This is a genomic window from Streptomyces sp. NBC_01224, assembly GCF_036002945.1.
GTDB lineage: Bacteria > Actinomycetota > Actinomycetes > Streptomycetales > Streptomycetaceae > Streptomyces.
The window spans coordinates 606,816-628,592 of sequence record NZ_CP108529.1 but is presented as its reverse complement, the minus strand read 5'-3'; the positions used below and the strand labels follow the sequence as shown (position 1 = coordinate 628,592).

Annotated in this window: 20 protein-coding genes and 1 pseudogene; 13 read left to right on the top strand and 8 right to left on the bottom strand. The window is 70.4% G+C overall.

Going from position 1 to position 21,777, the window contains the following annotated elements:
• Positions 1-38 precede the first annotated feature (38 nt).
• Together OG609_RS02730 and OG609_RS02725 are read right to left on the bottom strand one after the other, a co-directional pair.
• The gene (locus tag OG609_RS02730; RefSeq protein WP_327271262.1) at positions 39-770 is read right to left on the bottom strand and encodes a flavodoxin family protein; all 732 of its coding nucleotides are present in this window, start codon (positions 768-770) and stop codon (positions 39-41) included.
• Positions 771-936: 166 nt separating this feature from the next.
• On the bottom strand, positions 937-2,172 hold the full coding sequence (locus tag OG609_RS02725) for an MFS transporter (protein ID WP_327271261.1): 1,236 nt from the start codon (positions 2,170-2,172) through the stop codon (positions 937-939).
• Positions 2,173-2,290: 118 nt separating this feature from the next.
• On the opposite strand from OG609_RS02725, the gene OG609_RS02720 reads away from it, so the two are divergent.
• From OG609_RS02720 to OG609_RS02705, 4 genes are all read left to right on the top strand, one after another.
• Positions 2,291-2,767: a winged helix-turn-helix transcriptional regulator gene (locus tag OG609_RS02720; protein ID WP_327271260.1), complete on the top strand. Its 477-nt coding sequence runs from the start codon at positions 2,291-2,293 to the stop codon at positions 2,765-2,767.
• A 133-nt stretch (positions 2,768-2,900) separates the two neighbouring features.
• A complete protein-coding gene (locus OG609_RS02715) occupies positions 2,901-3,578 on the top strand; it encodes an ABC transporter permease (RefSeq protein ID WP_114248076.1) in 678 nt (225 codons plus the stop codon).
• The gene (locus OG609_RS02710) at positions 3,575-4,252 is read left to right on the top strand and encodes an ABC transporter permease (protein WP_327277921.1); all 678 of its coding nucleotides are present in this window, start codon (positions 3,575-3,577) and stop codon (positions 4,250-4,252) included. Before OG609_RS02715 ends, OG609_RS02710 begins: the two co-directional genes overlap by 4 nt.
• Positions 4,249-5,202, top strand: coding sequence for an ABC transporter substrate-binding protein (locus OG609_RS02705; RefSeq protein WP_327271259.1), 954 nt, complete (start codon positions 4,249-4,251; stop codon positions 5,200-5,202). Before OG609_RS02710 ends, OG609_RS02705 begins: the two co-directional genes overlap by 4 nt.
• A 79-nt stretch (positions 5,203-5,281) precedes the next feature.
• On the opposite strand, the gene OG609_RS02700 is transcribed toward OG609_RS02705, so the two are convergent.
• A complete protein-coding gene (locus tag OG609_RS02700; RefSeq protein ID WP_327271258.1) occupies positions 5,282-6,256 on the bottom strand; it encodes an acetylxylan esterase in 975 nt (324 codons plus the stop codon).
• Positions 6,257-6,607: 351 nt separating this feature from the next.
• Between OG609_RS02700 and OG609_RS02690 the strand changes: the two are divergent.
• Together OG609_RS02690 and OG609_RS02685 are read left to right on the top strand one after the other, a co-directional pair.
• Positions 6,608-6,883 (top strand): annotated as a pseudogene (locus tag OG609_RS02690) (FAD-dependent oxidoreductase); the annotation flags it as partial.
• A gap of 195 nt (positions 6,884-7,078) precedes the next feature.
• Positions 7,079-7,354, top strand: coding sequence for a DUF2087 domain-containing protein (locus OG609_RS02685; protein ID WP_327271257.1), 276 nt, complete (start codon positions 7,079-7,081; stop codon positions 7,352-7,354).
• Positions 7,355-7,399: 45 nt separating this feature from the next.
• Here OG609_RS02685 and OG609_RS02680 read toward each other — a convergent pair whose 3' ends face one another.
• Positions 7,400-8,563: an ABC transporter ATP-binding protein gene (locus tag OG609_RS02680; protein ID WP_327271256.1), complete on the bottom strand. Its 1,164-nt coding sequence runs from the start codon at positions 8,561-8,563 to the stop codon at positions 7,400-7,402.
• Positions 8,564-8,669: 106 nt separating this feature from the next.
• Here OG609_RS02680 and OG609_RS02675 point away from each other — a divergent pair, with 106 nt between their 5' ends.
• Positions 8,670-9,965 carry an alpha/beta fold hydrolase gene (locus tag OG609_RS02675; RefSeq protein WP_327271255.1) on the top strand — a complete coding sequence of 432 codons (1,296 nt, stop codon included), beginning with the start codon at positions 8,670-8,672 and terminating at the stop codon, positions 9,963-9,965.
• 67 nt (positions 9,966-10,032) lie between these two features.
• Here OG609_RS02675 and OG609_RS02670 read toward each other — a convergent pair whose 3' ends face one another.
• Positions 10,033-10,605 (bottom strand): rhodanese-like domain-containing protein, encoded by a 573-nt coding sequence (locus tag OG609_RS02670; protein WP_327271254.1) that lies wholly within the window; start codon positions 10,603-10,605, stop codon positions 10,033-10,035.
• 100 nt (positions 10,606-10,705) lie between these two features.
• Here OG609_RS02670 and OG609_RS02665 point away from each other — a divergent pair, with 100 nt between their 5' ends.
• Entirely contained in the window at positions 10,706-10,984 is a 279-nt protein-coding gene (locus OG609_RS02665) for a metal-sensitive transcriptional regulator (protein ID WP_093896672.1), read from the top strand.
• 41 nt (positions 10,985-11,025) lie between these two features.
• On the opposite strand, the gene OG609_RS02660 is transcribed toward OG609_RS02665, so the two are convergent.
• The 3 genes from OG609_RS02660 to OG609_RS02650 are packed head-to-tail and all read right to left on the bottom strand — an operon-like array spanning position 11,026 to position 13,573.
• Positions 11,026-11,772 carry a sulfite exporter TauE/SafE family protein gene (locus OG609_RS02660; RefSeq protein ID WP_327271253.1) on the bottom strand — a complete coding sequence of 249 codons (747 nt, stop codon included), beginning with the start codon at positions 11,770-11,772 and terminating at the stop codon, positions 11,026-11,028.
• Positions 11,769-12,128 (bottom strand): rhodanese-like domain-containing protein, encoded by a 360-nt coding sequence (locus OG609_RS02655; protein ID WP_327277920.1) that lies wholly within the window; start codon positions 12,126-12,128, stop codon positions 11,769-11,771. The genes OG609_RS02660 and OG609_RS02655 overlap by 4 nt, the downstream gene beginning before the upstream one ends.
• A gap of 59 nt (positions 12,129-12,187) precedes the next feature.
• On the bottom strand, positions 12,188-13,573 hold the full coding sequence (locus tag OG609_RS02650; RefSeq protein WP_327271252.1) for an MBL fold metallo-hydrolase: 1,386 nt from the start codon (positions 13,571-13,573) through the stop codon (positions 12,188-12,190).
• A gap of 227 nt (positions 13,574-13,800) precedes the next feature.
• Between OG609_RS02650 and OG609_RS02645 the strand changes: the two genes are divergently transcribed.
• The 5 genes from OG609_RS02645 to OG609_RS02625 all read left to right on the top strand — a co-directional run bounded on the left by OG609_RS02645 (position 13,801) and on the right by OG609_RS02625 (position 21,769).
• On the top strand, positions 13,801-16,485 hold the full coding sequence (locus OG609_RS02645) for a beta-N-acetylglucosaminidase domain-containing protein (RefSeq protein WP_327271251.1): 2,685 nt from the start codon (positions 13,801-13,803) through the stop codon (positions 16,483-16,485).
• A 225-nt stretch (positions 16,486-16,710) separates the two neighbouring features.
• Positions 16,711-17,679, top strand: a complete 969-nt coding sequence (locus tag OG609_RS02640) for an NADPH:quinone oxidoreductase family protein (protein WP_327271250.1) — start codon at positions 16,711-16,713, stop codon at positions 17,677-17,679.
• The gene (locus OG609_RS02635) at positions 17,676-18,863 is read left to right on the top strand and encodes an acyl-CoA dehydrogenase family protein (RefSeq protein WP_327271249.1); all 1,188 of its coding nucleotides are present in this window, start codon (positions 17,676-17,678) and stop codon (positions 18,861-18,863) included. The genes OG609_RS02640 and OG609_RS02635 overlap by 4 nt, the downstream gene beginning before the upstream one ends.
• The gene (locus tag OG609_RS02630) at positions 18,860-19,990 is read left to right on the top strand and encodes an acyl-CoA dehydrogenase family protein (protein WP_327271248.1); all 1,131 of its coding nucleotides are present in this window, start codon (positions 18,860-18,862) and stop codon (positions 19,988-19,990) included. Before OG609_RS02635 ends, OG609_RS02630 begins: the two co-directional genes overlap by 4 nt.
• A 174-nt stretch (positions 19,991-20,164) precedes the next feature.
• The gene (locus tag OG609_RS02625; protein ID WP_327271247.1) at positions 20,165-21,769 is read left to right on the top strand and encodes an ABC transporter substrate-binding protein; all 1,605 of its coding nucleotides are present in this window, start codon (positions 20,165-20,167) and stop codon (positions 21,767-21,769) included.
• The last annotated feature ends 8 nt before the right edge of the window (positions 21,770-21,777 follow it).

The following is a 21,777-nucleotide window of genomic DNA, read 5'->3' as shown; positions in this document are numbered from 1 at the left end:
CCTCCCCTCGGACGCGGTCTCGTCGGCTGGGGGCGCGGTCAGCGGTGCTCCGGGTTGGGATAGTCCGAGCGGCAGCCCGCATCCCACTCGGAGCGCTGGTTGCCGTGGGCCGGGATGCCGTTCGCACGCCTCAGCATCGTGGCGAGATGCATCAGGTTCCAGGCCATGAAAGAGGTGTTGCGGTTGGTGAAGTCGTTCTCCGGACCGCCCGACCCCGGGTCCAGATACGACGGGCCGGGCCCCGCCTCCCCGATCCAGCCCGCATCGGCCTGCGGAGGGATCGTGTAGCCGAGGTGCTGGAGGCTGTAGAGCAGATTCATTGCGCAGTGCTTGGCGCCGTCCTCGTTCCCGGTGATCAGACAGCCGCCCACCCGGCCGTAATACGCGTACTGGCCCTTGTCGTTGAGGATGCTGGAACAGGCGTAGAGGCGCTCGACGACTCGTTTCATCACCGAGCTGTTGTCCCCCAGCCAGATCGGCCCGCACAGCACCAGGATGTCGGCGGCCATCACCTTCTCGTACAGCTCCGGCCAGGCGTCCGTCTGCCGGCCGTGCTCCCTCATGTCCGGCCAGACGCCGGTCGCGATGTCGTGGTCGACGGCCCGGACCACCTCGGTGGTGACGCCGTGCTCCTCCATGATCGCGCGGCTGTGGTCGATCAGCCCCTGCGTATTGCTGATCTCCGGGGAGCGCTTGAGCGTGCAGTTGAGGTACAGCGCGCGCAGATCGTCGAAGCGGTAGGTGCCATCGGTGCGGCCGGGCGACGACATGCGGGGGCTCCTCGGTATGCATACGGGGAAGGGGCGTGAACCCCGGTCTACCGTCATGTGCGGCCGTACCGGGCGGTAGGCGCGCGGGTGCCCCCCATACGCAGCAAGTCCGGCTCCCGGAATCGCCGGGCCTGCCGCGCCGGTGCAGTGGGCGCCGCCCCCGGTATCAGGCGGATGCGCTCGGCGCTCCGGTCGTGCCTGCCGCAGGCGTTTCGTTGCGGGTCGCCGCCCACACGAGGAGTGCGAGTGCGCTGATCGCGGCACCGAGAACGCACACCGCACCCCATCCGGCCACCGCGTAGACGGTCGTCGAGGCGAGGGCGCCCGCAGCGCTGCCGACCGAGTAGAAGACCATGTAACCGCCGATCAGACGGCTGCCCGCGTCGGGACGGGCCGCGTAGATCAGGCTCTGACTGGTCACATGGACGGCCTGCACGGCGAGGTCGAGGACGACCGCGCCGATCGCCAGTGCCCAGAGCGACTGCCGGGTGAGGGAGAGGGGGAGCCACGACACGGTGAGCAGGGCCAGTGCGACGCCGGTTGTCCACCCGGCGAGGCCGCGGTCGTGCAGGCGCCCGGCCGGAGCGGCCGCGAGCGCGCCCGCAGCCCCCGCGAGCCCGAACGCCCCGATCGCGGTATGCGAAAGCGACAGCGGGGGTTCGCTCAGAGGCAGCGCGACGCAACTCCACAGGGTGCTGAACGCGGCGAAGATCAGCAGAGCGAGCACAGCTCGGACACGGAGTACGCGTTCCTCGGCGAACAGGACGAGTGTCGAGCGCAGCAGCTGCACGTATCGCATGGATGTGGGCGGTGTGGCGCGTCGTGGCAGCACACGATGGAGGGACAGGGTGAGCGCGAGGGTCAGTGCCGCCGATGTGAGGTAGACCGTTCGCCAGCCCGCCAGGTCGGACAGTGCACCGGAGACCGTGCGGGCCAGCAGGATTCCGATGACGATTCCGCTGGTGACCAGGCCGACCGCGCGGCCGCGTCGGTCCGGGGCGGACAGCGATGCGGCGAAGGCCACGAGGGTCTGCGTCACCACGGCGAGAAAGCCCACCGCGGCCAGGGCGGTCAGCAGGATCGGTGCGGTGGCCGCGGTCCCGGTTGCGATGAGTGCCGTCGCCAGCAGTACCAGCTGGGTCACGACGAGGCGCCGCCGGTCGACCAGATCGCCCAGGGGCACGAGCAGGAACAGCCCGAGGCCGTACCCGATCTGAGTGAGGGTGACGACGATGCCGACGGTCGCCGCACTGATCCGGAAGTCCTGGCTCAGGGTGACCAGTAGGGGTTGCGCGAAGTAGACATTGGCCACCGCCACGCCGGACGCGACCGCGAACAGCAGTGTCGTGCGTCCGGACAGGGTGCGAGCCGGTGTCGCCCCGTTCGTGTTCTCGGATCTCATCGTTCTCTCGCTGCCGGGCACGTGGCATCCCTCGATCGCATTGGTTGCATGTTGCTACCAGGTCGACCGTAGCCGCATCTGGTAGCATGTTGCAACCGATGGTGCGAGGGAGGACGGCATGGTCAAGCGGACACGCTTCGACGAGAGCGACTGCCCGGTGGCTCGTTCGGTCGACGCGATCGGCGACTGGTGGTCGCTCCTGATCGTCCGCGACGCGTTCGACGGCAGTCGCCGCTTCGGGGAGTTCCAGCGCAGCCTGGGCGTGGCGAAGAACATCCTCGCGTCGCGCCTGCGTGATCTGGTCGCGGGCGGCATCCTCGAGATGGCGCCGGCGGCCGACGGCAGCGCGTACCACGAATACGTGCTGACGCCCAAGGGCAGAGATCTCTTCCCGGTCATCGTCGCGCTGCGGCAGTGGGGCGAGGGCCACTTCTTCGATCCCGGCGAACCGCACTCGGAGATGGTCGACCTGCGGCACGGCCGTCCGCCCCGGGCGCTGGAGGTCCACTCGTCCGACGGGCGGCAGCTCGGACCGGACGACATCACGGTGAAGAAGGTCGAACGCCCCGCGGCCTCGGCGGCAGCGTCCGAATAGGCCGACGCGCCGCACGGCCCGGAGGCGCCGCCACCTCCCCGACCGTCCGCGTCACACGCGTACGCCCCGCACGGCCGCCCGGACAGTCGATCAGGACGCGCGTCCGCCCGCCTTCCCGCGCTCCAATGGACGGGTGACCGCGCCTCCCGACGACTGCCTCGCGCGCAATGAGTGGCTCTGCGGTGCCTACCTGACCAGCCGTCGCGAGATTCTTTGGGACGCTGTCGTCCAGCACCTGCAGCTCACCGCGGTCTCCGTACTCCTCGGACTGGTCCTCGCCGTTCCGCTCGCCCTCGCGGCGCGCCGCCGGCGCTGGGCGGCCGGCCCGGTCCTCGGCGTGACGACCATCCTCTACACCGTGCCGTCGCTCGCCATGTTCTCGCTGCTGCTGCCGGTGTACGGACTCTCCGCCTCGCTCGTCGTCGCCGGACTCGTCCTGTACTCGCTCACCCTCCTCGTAAGGAACATCCTCGCCGGACTGCGCGCCGTGCCCGCGGAGACCAGGCAGGCCGCACGTGGCATGGGGTACGGCCCCGTGCGTCTGCTCGTCGCCGTGGAGCTTCCCCTGGCCCTGCCCGCCGCCATGGCCGGACTGCGTATCGCGACCGTCTCCGCGGTCTCCCTGGTCACGGTCGGTGCGATCGTCGGCTACGGCGGACTCGGCAACCTCATCTACTCCGGGATGAACACGTACTTCAAGGCCCAGGTGCTCACCGCCTCCGTCCTCTGCGTCGTCATCGCCGTCGCCGCCGATGTGCTGCTTCTTCTCGCGCAACGAATCCTGACCCCGTGGACCCGGAGGCGGTCGTGAAAACCCTCGCCGCCGCCTGGTCCTGGCTCACGACCCCGGCGCACTGGTCCGGCGACGGCGGCATCTGGAACCGTCTCGGCCAGCATCTGTTCCTCACCGTCGTCTGCCTGCTCATCAGCTGTCTGATCGCCCTGCCCATCGCCCTGGTCCTCGGCCATCTCGGCAGGGGCGGCGCACTCGCCGTCAACATCTCCAACATCGGCCGGGCCGTCCCCACCTTCGCCGTGCTGGTGCTGCTGCTTCTCACCCCGATCGGCGGGTACGGCGAGTGGCCGACCATCATCGCCCTCGTCCTCTTTGCCGTACCGCCGCTGCTCACCAACGCCTACGTCGGCATGCGTGAGGTCGACCGCGATGTCGTACGGGCGGCCACGGGAATGGGCATGACGGGCAGACAGCTGATGCTGGGAGTGGAGGTGCCGCTCGCCCTGCCCCTGATTCTCACCGGCGTACGGATCGCCGCCGTCCAGCTTGTCGCCACCGCCACCCTCGCGGCGCTGGCGGGCGGCGGGGGACTCGGCCGCATCATCACCGCGGGCTTCAACCTCGCCTCCACCGCGCAGGTGGTCGCCGGGGCCGTGCTGGTAGCCGCCTTCGCCCTGATCGTCGAAGGGCTCTTCGAAGTGGCACAACGCCTCGCCCCCGACCGGTTCCGTGGCGAGGAATCAGGATGAGGCCGGGAACGGCCCTCCCCGTACTCCTCGCGCTCCTGCTGTCGGCGAGCGCCTGCACCACCGGCCCCTCTCTGGAGAACCAGGGCGAGGTCACCGCACCGCCGGGCGACAGCAAACACCTCACCATCGGCTCCGCGGGCTTCACCGAGAGCGATCTGCTCGCCCAGATGTACGCGCTGCTGCTCGACCGGGCCGGTTACTCGACGAAGATCATCTCCGTCACCAACCGTGAGATCTACGAACCGGCCCTGGAGAGCGGCCAGATCGACGTCGTACCGGAGTACGCGGCCACCTTCGCGGACTGGCTGAACGCCAAGAGGAACGGCGCCGACGCAGCCCCCGTCGGCTCGCCCGACCTCACCGCCACGATGAAGGCCCTGCGCGCTCTCGCCGCACCCCGTGGCCTCACCGTCCTCGACCCCGGGCGTGCCGTCGACCAGAACGCCTTCGCGGTCGCCGCCCCGTACGCGGCGAAACACCACCTGAATACCCTCGGCGACCTCGGCGGATCCGGACTGCCCGTGCGTCTGGCCGCCGGCGACGAATGCGTACAACGCCCCTACTGCGCACCCGGGCTGAAGAAGACGTACGGCATCCGCATCACGGCCGTGGACCCCAAGGGTGTCGGCACCACCCAGGCCAAACAGGCCGTCCAGAACGGTCAGGACCAGATGGTCCTGACCACCACCACCGACGCCACCCTCGACGACTTCGGCCTCGTCCTGCTCGCCGATGACAAGCACCTGCAGAACGCCGACTACCTCGTCCCCGTAGTCAACCGGTCCCGGGCGGGCAGCGAAGGCGTACGCAAGGCGCTGGGCAAGCTCAACACCGTACTGACGACCGCGGACCTGGCCCGGCTCAACGAGCAGGTCGACAGCTGGCGACGGCTCCCCGAGGACGTGGCACGCACCTACCTGGAGTCCGAGAACCTCATCCCGCGCGGCTGAAAGACTCCTGAAGATCTTGCTCGGGCCGCCCGACTCACAACGAATCAACGCGGCGCTGCACCGGGGTCGCTCTTCGGGATCAGGCCGTCAGCTTCCCGGGCAGCCAGCCCAGCTGCGCGGCCTCCTGGAACGGCCCACCGCCCTCGTGGTCGTTGAAGTCGTACACCTCGATGGTCTTGTCCTGGTGGGTGTACGCGTTGAAGGCGGCGAAGACGGTCGAGGGCGGGCAGGTCATGTCCTCCAGAGCCGTCGAGAACAGCGCCGGTGCACGCCCGCGTGCGGCGAAGTGCACCCCGTCGAAGTAGGACAGAGTGGCCCTCGCCTGCTCGGCCCGTCCCCGGTGCGTCTTGAGGTAGCTGCCCACCTCGCGGTACGGGTTGCGGTCGGTGACGGTGAGCGCGCGGGGGAAGTCGCACAGGAACGGGACGTCCGGCGCGATCGCCGTGAGGTCGGCTATCAGCCCGCCGACGGCGAGCGTGATGCCGCCGCCCTGGCTCTCACCGATGGCCGCGGTGCGCGCCGCATCGGTCAGCGGATGCGAGCGCGCCGCCTCCACCGCACGTACCGCGTCGGTGAACACGCGCCGGTAGTAGAACGCGTGCGGGTCCTCGATGCCCCGGGTCATGAAACCGGGGAACGAGGGCGCGCTGCCCACCGGGTCGGGGGTGTCGCCGACGAGCCAGCCGCTGCCCTGGCCCCGGGTGTCCATCACGAAGTGCGCGAAACCGGCCGACGCCCAGAGCAGATGGGTGTGGGGCAGGCCCCGCCCGCCTCCGTAGCCGATGAACTCCACGACCACCGGCAGCGGTTCGGTGGTGCCCGCCGGGAGAACGAACCAGCCCTTGACCGGGTGACCGCCAAAGCCCGCGAACGTCACGTCGTACACGTCGACGGTCGTCAACCCCGTGCCCGTACGCAGCTCGAACCGGGCGTCGAGGTCGTGGGACCTGGCCTCGTCGAGGGTCTCGGACCAGAACGCGTCGAAGTCCTCCGGCTCCACCGAACGGCTGCGATAGTCGCGCAGTTCGTCGAGGGGCAGATCGAACAGGGACATGCGAAACCGCCTTCTTCGCAGGGGTGAGCGATCACCCGGAGGGATGGTTGATCACACCGTACGGGTGCGGGCGGCGCGCGGGCGAGGGTGCCCCTGCGCCCGGAAGAAGTTGTGTCCGATCTCTTGACGGGCACTGGACCGGCCCTCACAGCACTCGTCAATGCGCATTACTGATACGCCTTACCTGATCCGAGGAGCCATGGTGGAGGACCCCAGGAAGGCGCGCCAGGCCCGGCCGTTCACCCGTACCGGCCGGCCGCACGGCCCGCCCGCGTCAGGCCGAGGTCGCACGGCTCGCCGGGGTCTCACAGGCCACGGTCTCGCTCGTGCTCGCGGACAAGAAGCAGGGCGACGCACGCCCCCGAGCAGGCCCGGCCGCTCAACCAGCGGGGCATCACCGTCTGCTTCGCCCTCTCGCACCACGAGGGCGAGAACCACACCATCGACCGCCCCGCCGACTACGGGTTCTGGCGCTCCTACCGCCCCGACTTCTGGCCCGGCCCGCTCCTCGGTTTCCAGGCGCCCGACCCCCGCTCCCTGGAATCGGTACCGCGTACCTTTGTCCCCAACCCGGACATCGACCCGCTCGCCGTCAGCGCCGACCAGAGTGCGGACGCGGGCGGCCGAGTTCCGGTACGCAGGACGGGGCGGCGTACATGGTCCACGAGGCGGGCGAGCGGCTCCAGGGGGCCATTGCGGTGGCCCGAGCCGTTCAGGGCCTGCCCGGCGGATCGGGGCCGGGCAGGCCCCATCCGCCATCCGGCCCGCGGGCGCGCCGAAAACACGTTGCCCGCAGGCCGGAGGCCTGCGACGCTCCCTCGCATGCCTGACAACGATTCAAGCGGTTCGGACCAGGTCGCGGCGCTCTTCTCGCACGGCCGTCTGACGGCGATCCCCCGTAAGACGGCACGCCGTGAGCAGTTGCTGGTCCACCTCAGCGAGACGCTCTTCGAGCGGGACCGGACCTACACCGAACGTGAGGTCAACGAGGCACTGCTCACGGTGCACGAGGACTGCTCGGCGCTGCGCCGCCACCTGGTCGTCGCCGGTCTGCTGCTCCGCCCCAAGGACGGCAGCAGCTACCGGCGTGGGCGGTAGGGCGAGTCCTGACCGGCGCGTGGCGTGGGGTGTACAGCGCGCGCCCTACGCGTCCGCGACCGAGTCGAACTGCACCTCGTCCCGGCCTACTCCCTGCGCATCGGCGTCCACCGAGCGGCGCAGCGCCTCGTGGAGTTTGGCCGGAGTCAGCACGCCGAGGAACCGCGACCCGTCCAGCACCGCGACCCACCCGGCGTCGTGCTGGAGCATCTCGCTGAACGCCTGCTTCAGCGGCGCACCGACCGGCACCCAGGCGTCCATCCGGCGGGCCAGCTTGCCGACCGTGCCGCGTTCCCCGGCGATCCGCATCGCGTCCGCCGACACCCAGCCGTGCAGGTCGCCCTCGCCGTTCAGTACCACCGCCCAGCGGGCACCCGCACTGCTCAGCCGTGCCGCCGCCGACCTCACCGGCTCGTTCAGCCGGGCGACCGGCGGCTCCTCCAGATCGTCCGGCTCGATCGTGGTGACCGAAAGGCGCTTCAGACCCCGGTCGGCGCCCACGAACTGTGCCACATACGAGGTCGCGGGAGACCCGAGCACCGCCCCGGGGCTGTCGAACTGCTCGATGCGCCCCGCCCCGTAGACCGCGATCCGGTCACCCATCCGGACCGCTTCCTCGATGTCATGGGTGACCATCAGGACCGTCTTCCTGACCGTCGCCTGAAGATTCAGGAATTCGTCCTGCAGCCGCTCACGCACCACCGGGTCGACCGCGCCGAACGGCTCGTCCATCAGCAGCACCGGCGGGTCGGCGGCCAACGCCCTCGCCACGCCCACCCGTTGACGCTGCCCTCCGGAGAGCTGGGCGGGGTAGCGGGAGCCGTACGTCTTCGGGTCGAGGCCCACCAGATCCAGCAGCTCGGCCGCCCGCTCGCGGGCCCTCGCCCGCTTCCAGCCGACCAGCGAGGGGACCGTCGCGGTGTTGTCGAGGATCGTGCGGTGCGGGAAGAGACCGACCTGCTGGATGACGTAGCCGATCCGGCGGCGCAGTTTCACCGGATCGACGCCGGAGATGTCCTCGCCGTTGACCAGGATCCGGCCCGACGACGGCTCGATCAGCCGGTTCACCATCATCATCGTGGTGGTCTTGCCGCAGCCGGACGGTCCGACCAGGGTGACCAGTTCCCCCTCGGCGACCTCGAAGGAAAGGCCGTCGACCGCGCTCGTACCGTCCGGATAGACCTTGCTGACCTGCTCGAACCGGATCATGCCTGCACGGTAGGAGGCCCCCGGGCGTGCCGCACACGGGCCGCGACTGTCCGTGTCACGGCCATGTGCTGAACTGTCCGTGGAACATCTGATTCAGGAGCACCTTGTGAGCAGCTACCGGCACCCCGGCATCGTCTTCACCGACCGCTATTTCACGGTCCCGCTCGACCACACCGATCCGGGCGGTGAGCAGATCGAGGTCTTCGGCAGGGAGGCCGTTGCGAGCGGCAAGGACGGCGAAGAGCTGCCCTGGATGGTCTATCTGGAGGGTGGCCCCGGCTTTGGCGCCAGGCGCTTCATCGGCACGGAGGCATGGCTGGGGCGGGCCGTGCAGCAGTTCCGTGTGCTGCTCCTCGACCAGCGCGGCACCGGCCTTTCCACCCCGGCCAACCGGCAGACCCTGCCGCTGCGCGGCGGCCCGCGCGAGCAGGCCGACTATCTCGCCCACTTCCGCTCCGACAACATCGTGCGTGACTGCGAGCTGATCCGCCCGCAGCTGACCGGCGGCGAACCGTGGACGGTACTCGGCCAGTCCTTCGGCGGCTTCTGCGCCGTCCGCTATCTGTCGGCCGCCCCCGAAGGGCTCAAGGCCGTCCTCATCACCGGGGGACTGCCCTCGCTCGACGCGCACGCCGACGACGTCTACCGAGCCGCCTACCCGCGGATCGAGCGCAAGGTCGCCGCCCACTACGCCCGCTACCCGCAGGACGTCGAGCGCGCCCGGGAGATCACCGCTCACCTCGCCGAGCACCGCCCGGAAAGCGCGGGGCACCGTCTGACACCCGAGGGGTTCCAGTCCCTCGGCATCATGCTGGGCGGCGGCAACGGCAGCCACCAGCTGCACTACCTGCTGGAGAACACCTTCGTCCGTACACCGCTCGGCACCGAACTCTCCGACACCTTCCAGGAGGCGATGCGCACGGCCAACTCGTTCGCCGGGCATCCGCTGTACGCGCTGATGCACGAGGCGATCTACGGTCAGGGCGAACAGCCCACCGGCTGGGCCGCCGAGCGGGTGCGTGCCGAATTCCCGCAGTTCGACGTGGCCACGGCGCTCAAGGGCGACGGACCGGTGCTCTTCACCGGTGAGAGCATCCACCCCTGGCACTTCGAGGTGGACCCGGCGCTGCGACCGCTGCGCGAGACGGCCGAGCTGCTGGCCTCCCGTACCGACTGGGCGCCGCTGTACGACACCGAGCGGCTGGCCGCCAACGACGTGCCGGTCGCCGCAGCCGTCTACCACGACGACATGTATGTCGACACCGGGCACGCGCTGCGCACGGCGGAGTCGATCCGCGGTCTGCGTACCTGGGTGACCAATGAGTTCGAGCACGACGGGCTGCGTGCGGGAGGACCGCGCGTACTGGACCGCCTGCTTGCCCTGGTACGGGAAGACGTCTGATCCGTTCCCGCAACGGGAGGAGCCGGTCACGCGGGTGCGTGACCGGCTCCTCCCGCTACGGGGCGGCTCAGTTCTGGAGGGCGTCCAGCGTCGCGTCCAGGTTCGCGGCCGAGTGCGGGGCCCGGTTGTACGGAAGCTTCGACAGGGCCGCCGCCATGCCGCATGTGTTCGTCACGGCGGCGAAGACGAGCCCGGAACCGACGCCGGCGGAGATCCAGCGCGCGGCCGGGAAGCGCACCCCGGCGAGCAGGCCGGCCACCACGAGCGAACCGGCGGCGAGCCGGACCTGACGCTCCATCGGCCAGGTCGCCCGGGTGCCGGCGGGACGGTCGAGATCGCGGCCCTCGCCCTCCCAGGCCGAGGTGCCGCCGGACAGGGTCACGGCGTCGATGTCGGCCGCTGCGAGAATGTCGCAGGCCCGGGTGGAGCGGACGCCGGAGGCACACACCACGAGAAGCGATCCGCGGGCCGCGGCGGACTTCAGCGCGGGCACCGCCTCGTGGAGGCGGTCCAGCGGGATGTTCAGAGCACCGGGAACGTGCCCTGAGGCGTACTCGCCGGGGGCCCGCACATCGATGACGGTGAACTCCGCGAGACGGGCCGCGGCCTGGGCGGGGGAGAGGGAGACGGGGCTGGTCACGAGCAGTGTTTCCTTTCGTTCACCGGGGCTGAGGAGGGACTCGGTCCCTCCTTCCCCATTCAGGTTAGAATACCCCTTGGGGTATCAGGAGGAGGATGTTGTGGAACTCGACATGGCGGCCGACGAACTGAAATCGGTCCTCAACCGACTTCGCCGCGCACAGGGCCAGCTCGCCGGCATCATCAGGATGATCGAGGAGGGCCGGGACTGCGAGGACGTCATCACGCAGATGGCAGCCGTTTCCCGGGCGCTCGACCGGGCCGGTTTCGCGATCATCGCGACGGGCCTGCAGCACTGCATGGCCGACGGCGGCAGTGAGCCCGCGGACCGCGACCAGATGCGGGCGCGACTGGAGAAACTCTTTCTGTCGCTGGCCTGAGCCGGCGGGCGCGGGCTGGTGGCGGGGGGTGACGCCGTGGCTCACACCACGGCGTCGACGAGCATGAACACGGCCACGGCCAGCAGTACCGCACCGAAGATCCGCTGCAACCAGGCTGTGGACACCTTCGCGGCCAGGCGCTGCCCGTCCCAGGCCCCGAGCACCGCCGCCGCCGTGAACGGGGCTATCACCGCCCAGTCCAGCGCGGTGGGCGTGGCGAGGCGGGTGACCAGGGCGGCCGTGGAGTTCACCGTGATGACCAGCAGGCTGGTACCGACCGCCGCGGTCATCGGGACGGCCAGCACGGTGACCAGGGCGGGCACCGCGAGAAACCCGCCGCCCACACCGAGGAACCCGGTCACGGCACCGAGCCCGGCGCCCGCCCGCGCGGCCCGCCCGGCGGGCACGGAGTCCTGTGGTGCGGGCTCGGCCCGAGGGCGGAGCATCCGTACCGCGGCGACCATCGCGAGCACCGCGAATGCCGCGGTCAGCACCCCGGACGGAATCCGCACCGACAGCGCCCCGGCGACCGCCGCCGGAACGATTCCTGCTGCGGCGAAGAGCCCTCCCGTACGCCAGCGGACCCTGCCCTCCCTCGCATGGGCGACCAGCCCGGTGAGGGACGTGATGATGACGATGAGCAGGCCGGCGGTGGTGGCGGCGGCCGGGGTGAAGCCGAGCAGATAGATCAGCGCGGGGACGGCGAGAACGCTTCCGCCGCCGCCCAGCCCGCCGAGCGCCAGACCCACAACCGCCCCGGCGGCCAGCGCCAGGATGAGCGTGGTCATGCGACGATGCCCGCCGCCCCGTGCCGGCCGTGCACGGGCAGGCCCGCGGCGGCCCAGGCGATCATGCCGCCCACGACGTCGACGGCCTGTGAGCCGCGGTCGGCGAACATCCGGGCCGCCTGCCGGGACCGGTTGCCGGAGCGACAGATCACCACCACCGGACGGCCCGTCGCCGAGTCCGGCAGTGATGCGCCCTCGGTGAGCCGGGACAGCGGTAGATGGATCGCACCCGGCGCGTGCCCGGCGTACCACTCGGACGATTCACGTACGTCCAGCAGAACCGCCGCACCGTCGGCGGCCCGCCGGGCGGCCTCGGCCGGGGTGACGCGGCCGGGGCCGCGACGGAAGAAGGGCATCGGGGAAGACAAGGAAAACACTCCTCGGGAGCGGCGTACGGGGTACGGACGTCGGGTGGTCAGGCTACGGAAGCCGGGGATGCAGGGACGGTCAGGCTCAGGCCGGCCTGTACCGCCGCACCGAAACCGTCGTCGACGGCCACCACCTCCCGTCCTGCGGCATCCAGCAGTGACGCCGCGATCGCCGCCCGCATCCCGCCCGCGCAGTGCACCCACACGACGCCCGGCGGCACTTCGTCCAGCCGCCGGGGCAATTCGTGGACGGGAATGTGCACCGCCCCCGTGATGGCACCGCCGCTGTGCTCGGCGTCCCTGCGCACATCGAGAACCACCGGGTCCTCGCCGCGTGCCCGGGCAGCCGCCAGACCCGCGAAGTCGGACCTGCGGAACGACCGCAGCTCTGCCGGCTCGTGTACCCAGCTCTCGGGATCGCCGATGGCCGCGGCCACCGGCCGGCCCATGCCGACGCGGGACAGCTCCCGCTGCGCATGCGCGACATCGGCGGCCGTACCCGCCAGCAGGGTGACGGGCTTCCCCCGAGGGATCAGCCAGGCCAGATACGTCGCGAGCTGTCCCTCGCCCTCGAAGTTGAACGATCCGGCGACATGGCCCTCGGCGAACGCCACCCGGCTGCGCAGATCCACCACCCACTCGCCCGCGGCCAGCCGCCGGGAGATCTCCTCGGCATCGGCCGCGCCGGGCGGGGTCAGATCGATCGGATCAGGGCCCGCGGCATTGGCCGGCCCCATGTGCGCGTAGTAGGCGGGTACGTCGTCCAGACCGGCGAGCAGTTCGGCGACAAAGGTGTCCACGTCCTTGACCAGCGCGTCGTTCCGCTTCCGCTCGTCGCCGACGGTCGTCGCTGTTCCCTCGGCCTGCGAGGAGGAACAGAAGCTGCCGAAACCGTGCGTCGGCAGAACAGGAACGGCGTCTTCGAGCTCGGCGGCGAGCCGGTGCGCAGAGGCGTGCTGGGCGCGGGCCAGTTCGGCGGTGAGCCGCGGCTCCACCAGATCGGGCCGGCCCACACTGCCGATCAGCAGTGAGCCGCCGGTGAAGGCGGCGACGGCGCGGCCGTCCTCCTCCAGCACATAGGACGTGTGGTGCGGGGTGTGCCCGGGAGTGGCGAGCGCGCGGAGGGTGAGCCCGTCGTCGACCGATGCCGTGTCACCGTCGGCCACCGGCACCCGGCTGAAGGAGACCTCCGCGGCGGCGGGCACCAGGTACCGCGCCCCGGTGACGCGCGCCAGCTCCAGGCCACCGGTCACATAGTCGTTGTGCAGATGCGTCTCCACCACCAGGGCGATCCGCACACCGCGCCGGGCGGCTGCGGTGATGACCCGGTCGATGTCGCGCGGCGGATCCACGACCAGGGCGGCCCGCTGCCCGCCCGCCAGATAACTGCGGTTGCCGAGGCCCGGTGTCTCCATGGTGTCGACGAAGAACACGACACGGCTCCTTCCGTTCGGTTTACCCCGGGGGGTATCTGTTGGTCAGGATAACATTGATACCCCAGGGGGTATTTCGAGAGCGAGTGAGACGTAGGTAACGCCGATAAAAGCCCAGGTCCACGTGTTGATGTTGTCCAGACCATTGACATGCAAGCGACACGATGTTGAATTCGGTGTTGTTGTGTTGTGCGACTCCGGTGACTTGAGTGATCAATGGAGGACCAGTGACGCTTCGCCCACCCCGTCTTACCGCGCTAGGCACGGCGGCGACCCTGCTCGCCGGCGGTCTGCTGACCGCCGTGCCGCCCGCCCAGGCAGCCGACAGCACCCGTTCCGCCACCCAGGCGAAGGCCGCGGCGGGTCAGCGGACTCCCGCCATTGCGCCGATCCCGCAGTCCGTGAAGAGCCGATCCGACCGGATCACCATCAGCCCCACCGTCACCCTGGTGGCGGGCGCAACCTCCGACGAGCCATCCCTCAAGGTGGTGGAGACCGCGATGCGCCGGGCCGGTGCACAGCGCGTCGTACGCAGCGACAGACCCGGCAGGAGTGGGCTGACCGTCCATGTCGGTGACTCCGCCGCGCTCGCCGCCCAGCACCTCGACGGCCCGTCCGTGCTGCCCGCCGACGGCTATGTCCTCGGCATCGGCGCCGGTCGCATCGTCCTCGCCGGCAAGGACACCACCGGCACGTACTACGCCGCGCAGACCTTGCGTCAGGTCCTGCCGCAGGCGAAGCATCCGGGTGCCGAGGTCGCCGGAATCGCGGTACGCGACTGGCCCGGCACCGCGCTGCGCGGCGTCATCGAGGGCTTCTACGGCACCCCGTGGTCGCACGAGGCAAGGCTCGACCAGCTCGACTACTACGGCGAGCACAAGATGAACATCTATGTGTACTCGCCGAAGGACGACCCGTATCTCCGCGCGAAGTGGCGCGATGCCTACCCCGCCGACCGGCTGGCCCAGATCAAGGAGCTCACCGACCGGGCCGTCCAGCGGCATGTGGAGTTCACGTACGCGCTCTCGCCCGGCCTCTCCGTCTGTTACAGCTCGGACGCCGACGCCAAGGCGCTGGTCGACAAGTTCCAGACGATCTGGGACATCGGCGTACGGACCTTCGCCGTGCCGCTCGACGACATCAGCTACACCAACTGGAACTGCGCCGAGGACAAGGCGAAGTGGGGGACCGGCGGCGGTGCGGCGGGCGCGGCGCAGGCCTTTCTGCTCAACCGGGTCAACAAGGAGTTCATCTCCACCCACCCGGGCGCCCAGCCGCTCCAGATGGTCCCCACCGAGTACTACGATGTCTCCGCCTCGCCGTACAAGACGGCGCTGTCCGAGCAGCTCGACCCCGATGTCCTCGTCGAATGGACGGGTGTCGGTGTCGTCGCACCGACCATGACCGTCGCGCAGGCCGACGCCGCCCGCACGGTCTTCAACCACCCGATCCTGACGTGGGACAACTACCCGGTCAACGACTACGCGACCAACCGGTTGCTGCTCGGCCCGTTCAACGGACGGGAGAAGGGTCTGCCCGGCAAGCTGGCCGGGATCACCGCAAACCCGATGATCCAGCCGTACGCCTCGAAGATCGCGCTCCATACCGTTTCCGACTACGCCTGGAACGACGCCGCGTACGACCCCCGCGCCTCATGGGGTGCGGGACTGAAGGAGTATGCGGGCGGCGACCCCCGCACGGAGAAGGCGCTGCGGGCCTTCGCCGACGTCAACTACAGCTCGGCACTCAACAAGGACCAGGCACCCGAACTGGCGGCGGAGTTCGCCGGCTACTGGAAGTCCGGTGACGCCGCCCGGCTTTCCTCGGTGCTCGGTGCGCTCGGCTCCGCGCCCGACCGATTGCGCAGCAGCCTCCCGGACCGCGGCTTCATCGCCGACTCCGACCCCTGGCTGGATGCGACCGAGTCCTGGGCGACCGCCGCTCGCACTGCCCTGCGCATGGTCGAGGCGGCCCGAGCCGGAAAGGGAGCGCAGGCCTGGGAGCTCCGGCAACAGCTGCCCGCGCAGGTCACCGCGGCGAAGTCCTTCGCCTACACCGGCCTCGACGGCCGCAAGGTGCCGGTCGCCGTCGGCGACGGGGTACTGGACCGGTTCATCGACGCGGCGAACGCCGAGCACGACCGGATCCTCGGGGTGAGCGGGCGGCCCTCGGCATCGACCAGCCTGGGCACGTACCAGAGCAACACGCTCGCGCGGATGCTGGACGGCGACGACTCCACCTACTTCTGGAGCGACGGTGCCCCCGCCGCAGGTGACCAGATCACCGTGGACCTGGGCCGGGCGCGGGACATCGGTGACATCACCCTCGCCATGGCCAAGCCGGGCAGTACCGACGACTACCTCCACGAAGGGGTGCTCGAGTACTCGGCCGACGGGCAGAGCTGGCAGCAGCTCACCGCCTTCTCCGGAAAGCCGGAGGTCACCGCGGCCGTGCCCGGCGGAACGAAGGCCCGCTACGTGCGGGTACGGGCGACCGCGGGCCAGGACAACTGGCTCGTCGTACGGGAGTTCAGCGTCGTGACCGAGGACGGGGCGGTGACCGGCGGACCGCCCGCCGCGACCGGATCCTCGTTGCGGGCGGCGTCCGACGGAGACCCCGGCACCGTCTACCGGGCGGCACGCGCTCCGGAGGCCGGGGAGTCGCTGGAGGTGGGGCTCGTCGTTGCACGTCCCGTCAGGTCCGTCACCGTCCTGCGGCCGGCCGGGTCGGCGGGCCGAGCCGACATCCAGCTGCGGGGCACCGATGGAACGTGGCAGACCGTCGGCGCGCTCGTCGGCCCGTACACCGAGGTATCCACTGCGGGCCGTACGGCCGACGCGGTACGCCTGGTCTGGAGCGCGGGGTCGGCGGCGCCGCAGATCGCCGAAGTGGTGGTGGCCGGCCAGGACTGAGGTCTGACGGACGGAGTGCGGGGGGATTGCGCCGTCCACCTCCCTGGTCGGGCCCGTGGACCCGTCCCATGCCAGGTCCGGCCCGAACTCTTTCGGGCCGGACCTGGCACATCCATGTTCGCCTCAGGCCGAAACCGGCACCGGCAGGTTGTTCCCAGAGGGGCAAGCGACCGCTTAGTATGCGCCGGAGCAGTGGTAATGCCGACAGTGTTGTGGAGGCCCCTCATGCAGGCATGGCGAGTGCACCGGAACGGCGAGCCGAGCGAGGTGATGCGGCTCGAAGAGACCGACCGGCCCACGCCCGGCGACGGGCAGGTGCTCATCGAGGTGCTCGCGGCGAACATCAACTTCCCCGACGCGCTGCTCTGCCGCGGCCAGTACCAGGTGCGGCCGCCGCTGCCGTTCACACCCGGCGTGGAGATCTGCGGCAGGACGGCGGACGGACGGAGAGTGCTCGCCACACCCGCCCTGCCGAACGGCGGGTTCGCCGAGTACGTCGTCGCGGACGAGGCGGCCCTGCTGCCCGCCCCGGACGCCCTCGACGACGCCGAGGCCGCCGCCCTGCACATCGGCTACCAGACCGGCTGGTTCGGCCTGCACCGCAGGGCGCACCTCCAGGCGGGCGAGACCCTCCTGGTCCACGCCGCGGCCGGCGGTGTCGGCAGCGCGGCCGTCCAGCTCGGCAAGGCGGCCGGAGCCACCGTCATCGGTGTCGTCGGCGGCTCCGAGAAAGTGAAGACCGCCACAGAGCTCGGCTGCGACCTGGTGATCGACCGCCGCAGCGAGGACATCGTCGCCGCGGTCAAGGAGGCCACCGGCGGACGCGGCGCCGACGTGGTGTACGACCCGGTCGGTGGCGACGCGTACGCCAAGTCCGTGAAGTGCATCGCCTTCGAGGGCCGGGTGATCGTCGTAGGCTTCGCGAGCGGCGTCATCCCCGCCCCGGCGCTGAACCACGCCCTCGTCAAGAACTACTCGGTCCTCGGACTCCACTGGGGCCTGTACAACACCAAGGACCCGGCCGCGGTCCGCGCCTGCCACGACGAACTCACCCGGCTCGCGGCTCAGGGCGTCATCAAGCCGCTGATCAGTGAGCGGGTCGAGCTGGCCGGGGCCGCGGTCGCCGTCCAGCGGGTCGCCGACGGCATCAGCACCGGCCGGATCGTCGTCCTCCCGACAGGAGCCGCCCGATGACAACGCCTGACGCGGCCGAACTGCGCCGCCGCACCCAGGACCTGCTGGCCGCACACCCCCCGGCCGCCACCGACCGCACCGACTTCCTCAGGGCCCGCTTCGACGCCGGACTCGCCTGGGTGCACTACCCGGCCGGCCTCGGCGGCCTCGACGCGCCGCGCTCCCTGCAGCCCGTCGTCGAAGCCGAACTCGCCGCCGCGGGCGCCCCCGACAACGACCCACGCCGGATCGGCATCGGCCTCGGCATGGCAGCCCCCACCATCCTCGGCTACGGCACGGACGAGCAGAAGCAGCGCTTCCTGCGTCCCTTGTGGGTCGGCGAGGAGGTCTGGTGCCAGCTCTTCAGCGAACCGGGCGCCGGCTCCGACCTCGCCGCACTCGGCACCCGCGCCGTCCGCGACGGCGAGGACTGGGTGGTCGACGGACAGAAGGTCTGGACATCCAGCGCCCATCTGGCCCGCTGGGCGATCCTCATCGCCCGCACCGACCCGGACCAGCCCAAGCACCGCGGCATCAGCTACTTCATCTGCGACATGACCGACCCCGGCGTCGAGGTCAGGCCGCTGCGCCAGATCACCGGCGAGGCCGAGTTCAACGAGGTCTTCCTGACCGGCGTACGCATCCCGGACAGCAGGCGCCTGGGCCCGGTCGGCGAAGGCTGGAAGGTCGCCCAGACCACCCTGATGAACGAGCGGGTCTCCATCGGCGGAGCACGTATCGCGCGCGAGGGCGGCATGATCGGCCCGGTCGCCCGGACCTGGCGCGAGCGTCCCGAACTGCGCACCCACGACCTCCATCAGCGCCTGTTGACCCTCTGGGTCGAGGCAGAGGTGGCCAGGCTCACCGGCACTCGACTGCGCCAGCAGCTCGTCGCCGGACAGCCCGGTCCCGAAGGCTCCGGTATGAAGCTCGCCTTCGCCCGCCTCAACCAGGAGATCAGCGGCCTGGAAGTCGAACTCCTCGGCCAGGAGGGTCTGTTGTACAGCGACTGGACCATGCGCCGCCCGGAGCTCGTCGACTTCACCGGACGTGACGCCGGCTACCGCTACCTCCGCTCCAAGGGCAACTCCATCGAGGGCGGCACCAGCGAGGTGCTGCTCAACATCGTTGCCGAGCGCGTCCTCGGCCTGCCCGTCGAGCCGCGTAACGACAAGGACGTCGCCTGGAAGGATCTGGCCCGATGACCGCACCGACCGAAGAGACCCAGGCACCCGATCTGCTGTATTCGGAGGCCGAGGACGATCTGCGGGCAGCGGTGCGTTCGCTGCTCGCCGACCGGTGCGACGCGCCGACGGTGCTCGCCCGCATCGAGTCCGACACGCCGTACGACCCGCAGCTCTGGAAGGCCCTCGCCGCCGGCATCGGCACCGCCGGGCTGCTGGTGCCGGAGAAGCTGGGCGGGCAGGGTGCAGGACACCGGGAGGCCGCGGTGGTGCTGGAGGAGCTGGGCCGCAGCGTCGCCCCCGCGCCGTACCTGACGAGTGCGGTCGTCGCCACCGAGACGCTCCTCGCGCTTGCGGCGCAGGACGGACCGGTCGCCGAACTCCTCGGCGACCTCGCTACCGGACGCAGGATCGCGGTCCTCGCCGTGCCGTTCTCCGCCCCGGCGCCCGACGCCGCGCAGCCGGCCGGTGTCGTGGCCGGCGCGGTGGAGGGGACGGTGACCGGCGTCGCCGACGCGGCCACGGCCGATGTGCTGCTGGTGCCGACGACCGACGGTCTGTACGCGGTGGAGACCGGCTCCGCCGGTGTCACCGTCGAGCCGCTCGTCCCGCTCGACCTCACCCGCCCGCTCGCCAACGTCAACCTCGCCAAAGCCGCCGCAACCCGCCTGGCCGACGGCGCGTCCGCGGTATCAGCGGTGCGCCGAGGGCTGCTGGCGGGCGCTGGACTGCTCGCCTCCGAACAGCTCGGACTCGCCGAGTGGTGCCTGACCGAGACGGTCCGCTACACCCGCGAACGACACCAGTTCAATCGGCCCGTCGGCTCGTTCCAGTCCCTGAAGCACCGCATGGCGCAGCTCTGGCTGGAGGTCGTGTCGGCCCGCGCCGCCGCGCGAAACGCCGCGGACGCCCTCGCGACCGGCAGCCCCGACACGCCGTTGGCGGTGGCCGTCGCGCAGGCGTACTGCTCGAAGGTCGCGGTGCACGCGGCGGAGGAGTGCATCCAGCTGCACGGCGGCATCGGCATGACCTGGGAGCACCCGGCGCACCTGTACCTCAAGCGCGCCAAGGCCGACTCGATCGCGTACGGCACGGCCGGACACCATCGCGAGGCCATTGCCGAACTCGTGGAACTCCCCGCACCGTAACCGGACGCGGGGAACGCCCCGCGACACAGCGGGACTTGGGAGCGGAGGTGCGTGCTCACGCACCTCCGCTCCGCCGTTTCCCCGTCCGGCGGGGTACCGGGCATCCCTTTACCTGTTGTTTAATTGCGACTGACTCGCAATAACAGTCGATCTTCAATAAGGGATGTGCAGAGTATGACGGCCCGATCGATACGGGGAGCGGTCGCCGCGACACTGGCGACCGTGCTGTCGTTGACCGCGGCAGCCTGTTCACAACCGGGTGGCTCGGACGGCAGCAACTCCGGTTCGGGTGCCGGGGACTCGACGGTGGTGGGTATCGCCTACGAGCCCGACAGCCTCAGCCCGCTCCTCGGCTACGGCAAGGACGGCAACTCCAAGATCTTCGACGGGCTGCTCGCCCTCGACGGGAACATGAAGCTGCGGCCCGCGCTCGCCACCGCCCTGCCCGAGGTGAGCGACGACGGACTGACGTACACGTACAAGCTCCGCCGCGGCGTGAAGTTCAGCGACGGGAAGCCGTTCGGCGCCAAGGACGTCGTCTTCACCTACCGCACCATCCTGGACGAGAAGACCAACAACGCGTCCCGGACCGAACTCGACGCGGTGAAGAGCGTCGAAGCGACCGGCGACGACACCGTCGTCTTCACGCTCAAGTACCCCTACGCGCCCTTCGCCCAGCGCACCGTCCTGCCCATCGCCCCCGAGCACGTCGCGGGCAGGCAGGACGTCAACACCGGCGCCTTCACCACCCACCCCATCGGCACCGGACCCTACGTTCTCACCAAGTGGTCCAAGGGCGAGAAGCTGAGCTTCAAGGCCAACCCCGACTACTGGGGCGGCGCACCGAAGGTGAAGAAGTTCACCATGGCGATCATCAAGGACGACGACGTCCGCGCCACCCGGCTGCGCTCCGGCGAGCTCGACGGCGCGATCCTGCCGCCCAACCTGGCCAAGGGTTTCGCCCGCGACAGCGGCACGCGCACGTACGCCGCCACCACGTACGACTACCGCACCGTCACCCTGCCCACCCACAACAAGGTCGCGGGCGACACCGCGATCCGGCGCGCTCTCGATGTCGCCGTCGACCGGCAGGCCATGGTCGACTCCATACTCAACGGTGAGGGCAGGGCAGCCTACGGCCCCGTCCCCACCGACAGCGAGTGGTTCGCCAAGGGCACCGAACGCACCCACGACCTCGACGCCGCGAAGAAGATCCTCGACGACGCCGGGTGGAAGCCCGGCAAGGACGGCATCCGCGCCAAGGACGGCGTACGCGCCGCGTTCCCGCTCTGGTACCTCACCGGAGACAAGCTCCGTCAGGACCACGCACTCGCCTACGCCTCCGACGCCAAGAAGGCCGGCATCGACATCACCACCGAGGCCGGCACCTGGGAGGTCATCGAGCCCCGGATGGAGCAGGACGCGGTCCTCGCGGGCGGCGGATCGCCCGCCGACCCCGACTTCGACCAGTACACCCTGCTGAAGTCCTCGCTCGCGGGCGACGGCTTCAACAACATGGCGTGGTACGACAACAAGGCCGTGGACCAGGCCCTCGAAGCGGGCCGCAGGAGCGGTGACACGGCCGAGCGCAAGGCCGCCTACGACACCGTCCAGCGCGAACTGGTGAAGAACCCCGGCTATACCTTCCTCACCCACATCGACCATCTCTACGTCGTGAAGGACCGTTTCGGCGCGCTCACCACCCAGGTGGAACCGCACGACCACGGTCTGGCATCCGGCCCGTGGTGGAACATCGAGGACTGGACGCCGAAGAAGTGAACCACCGC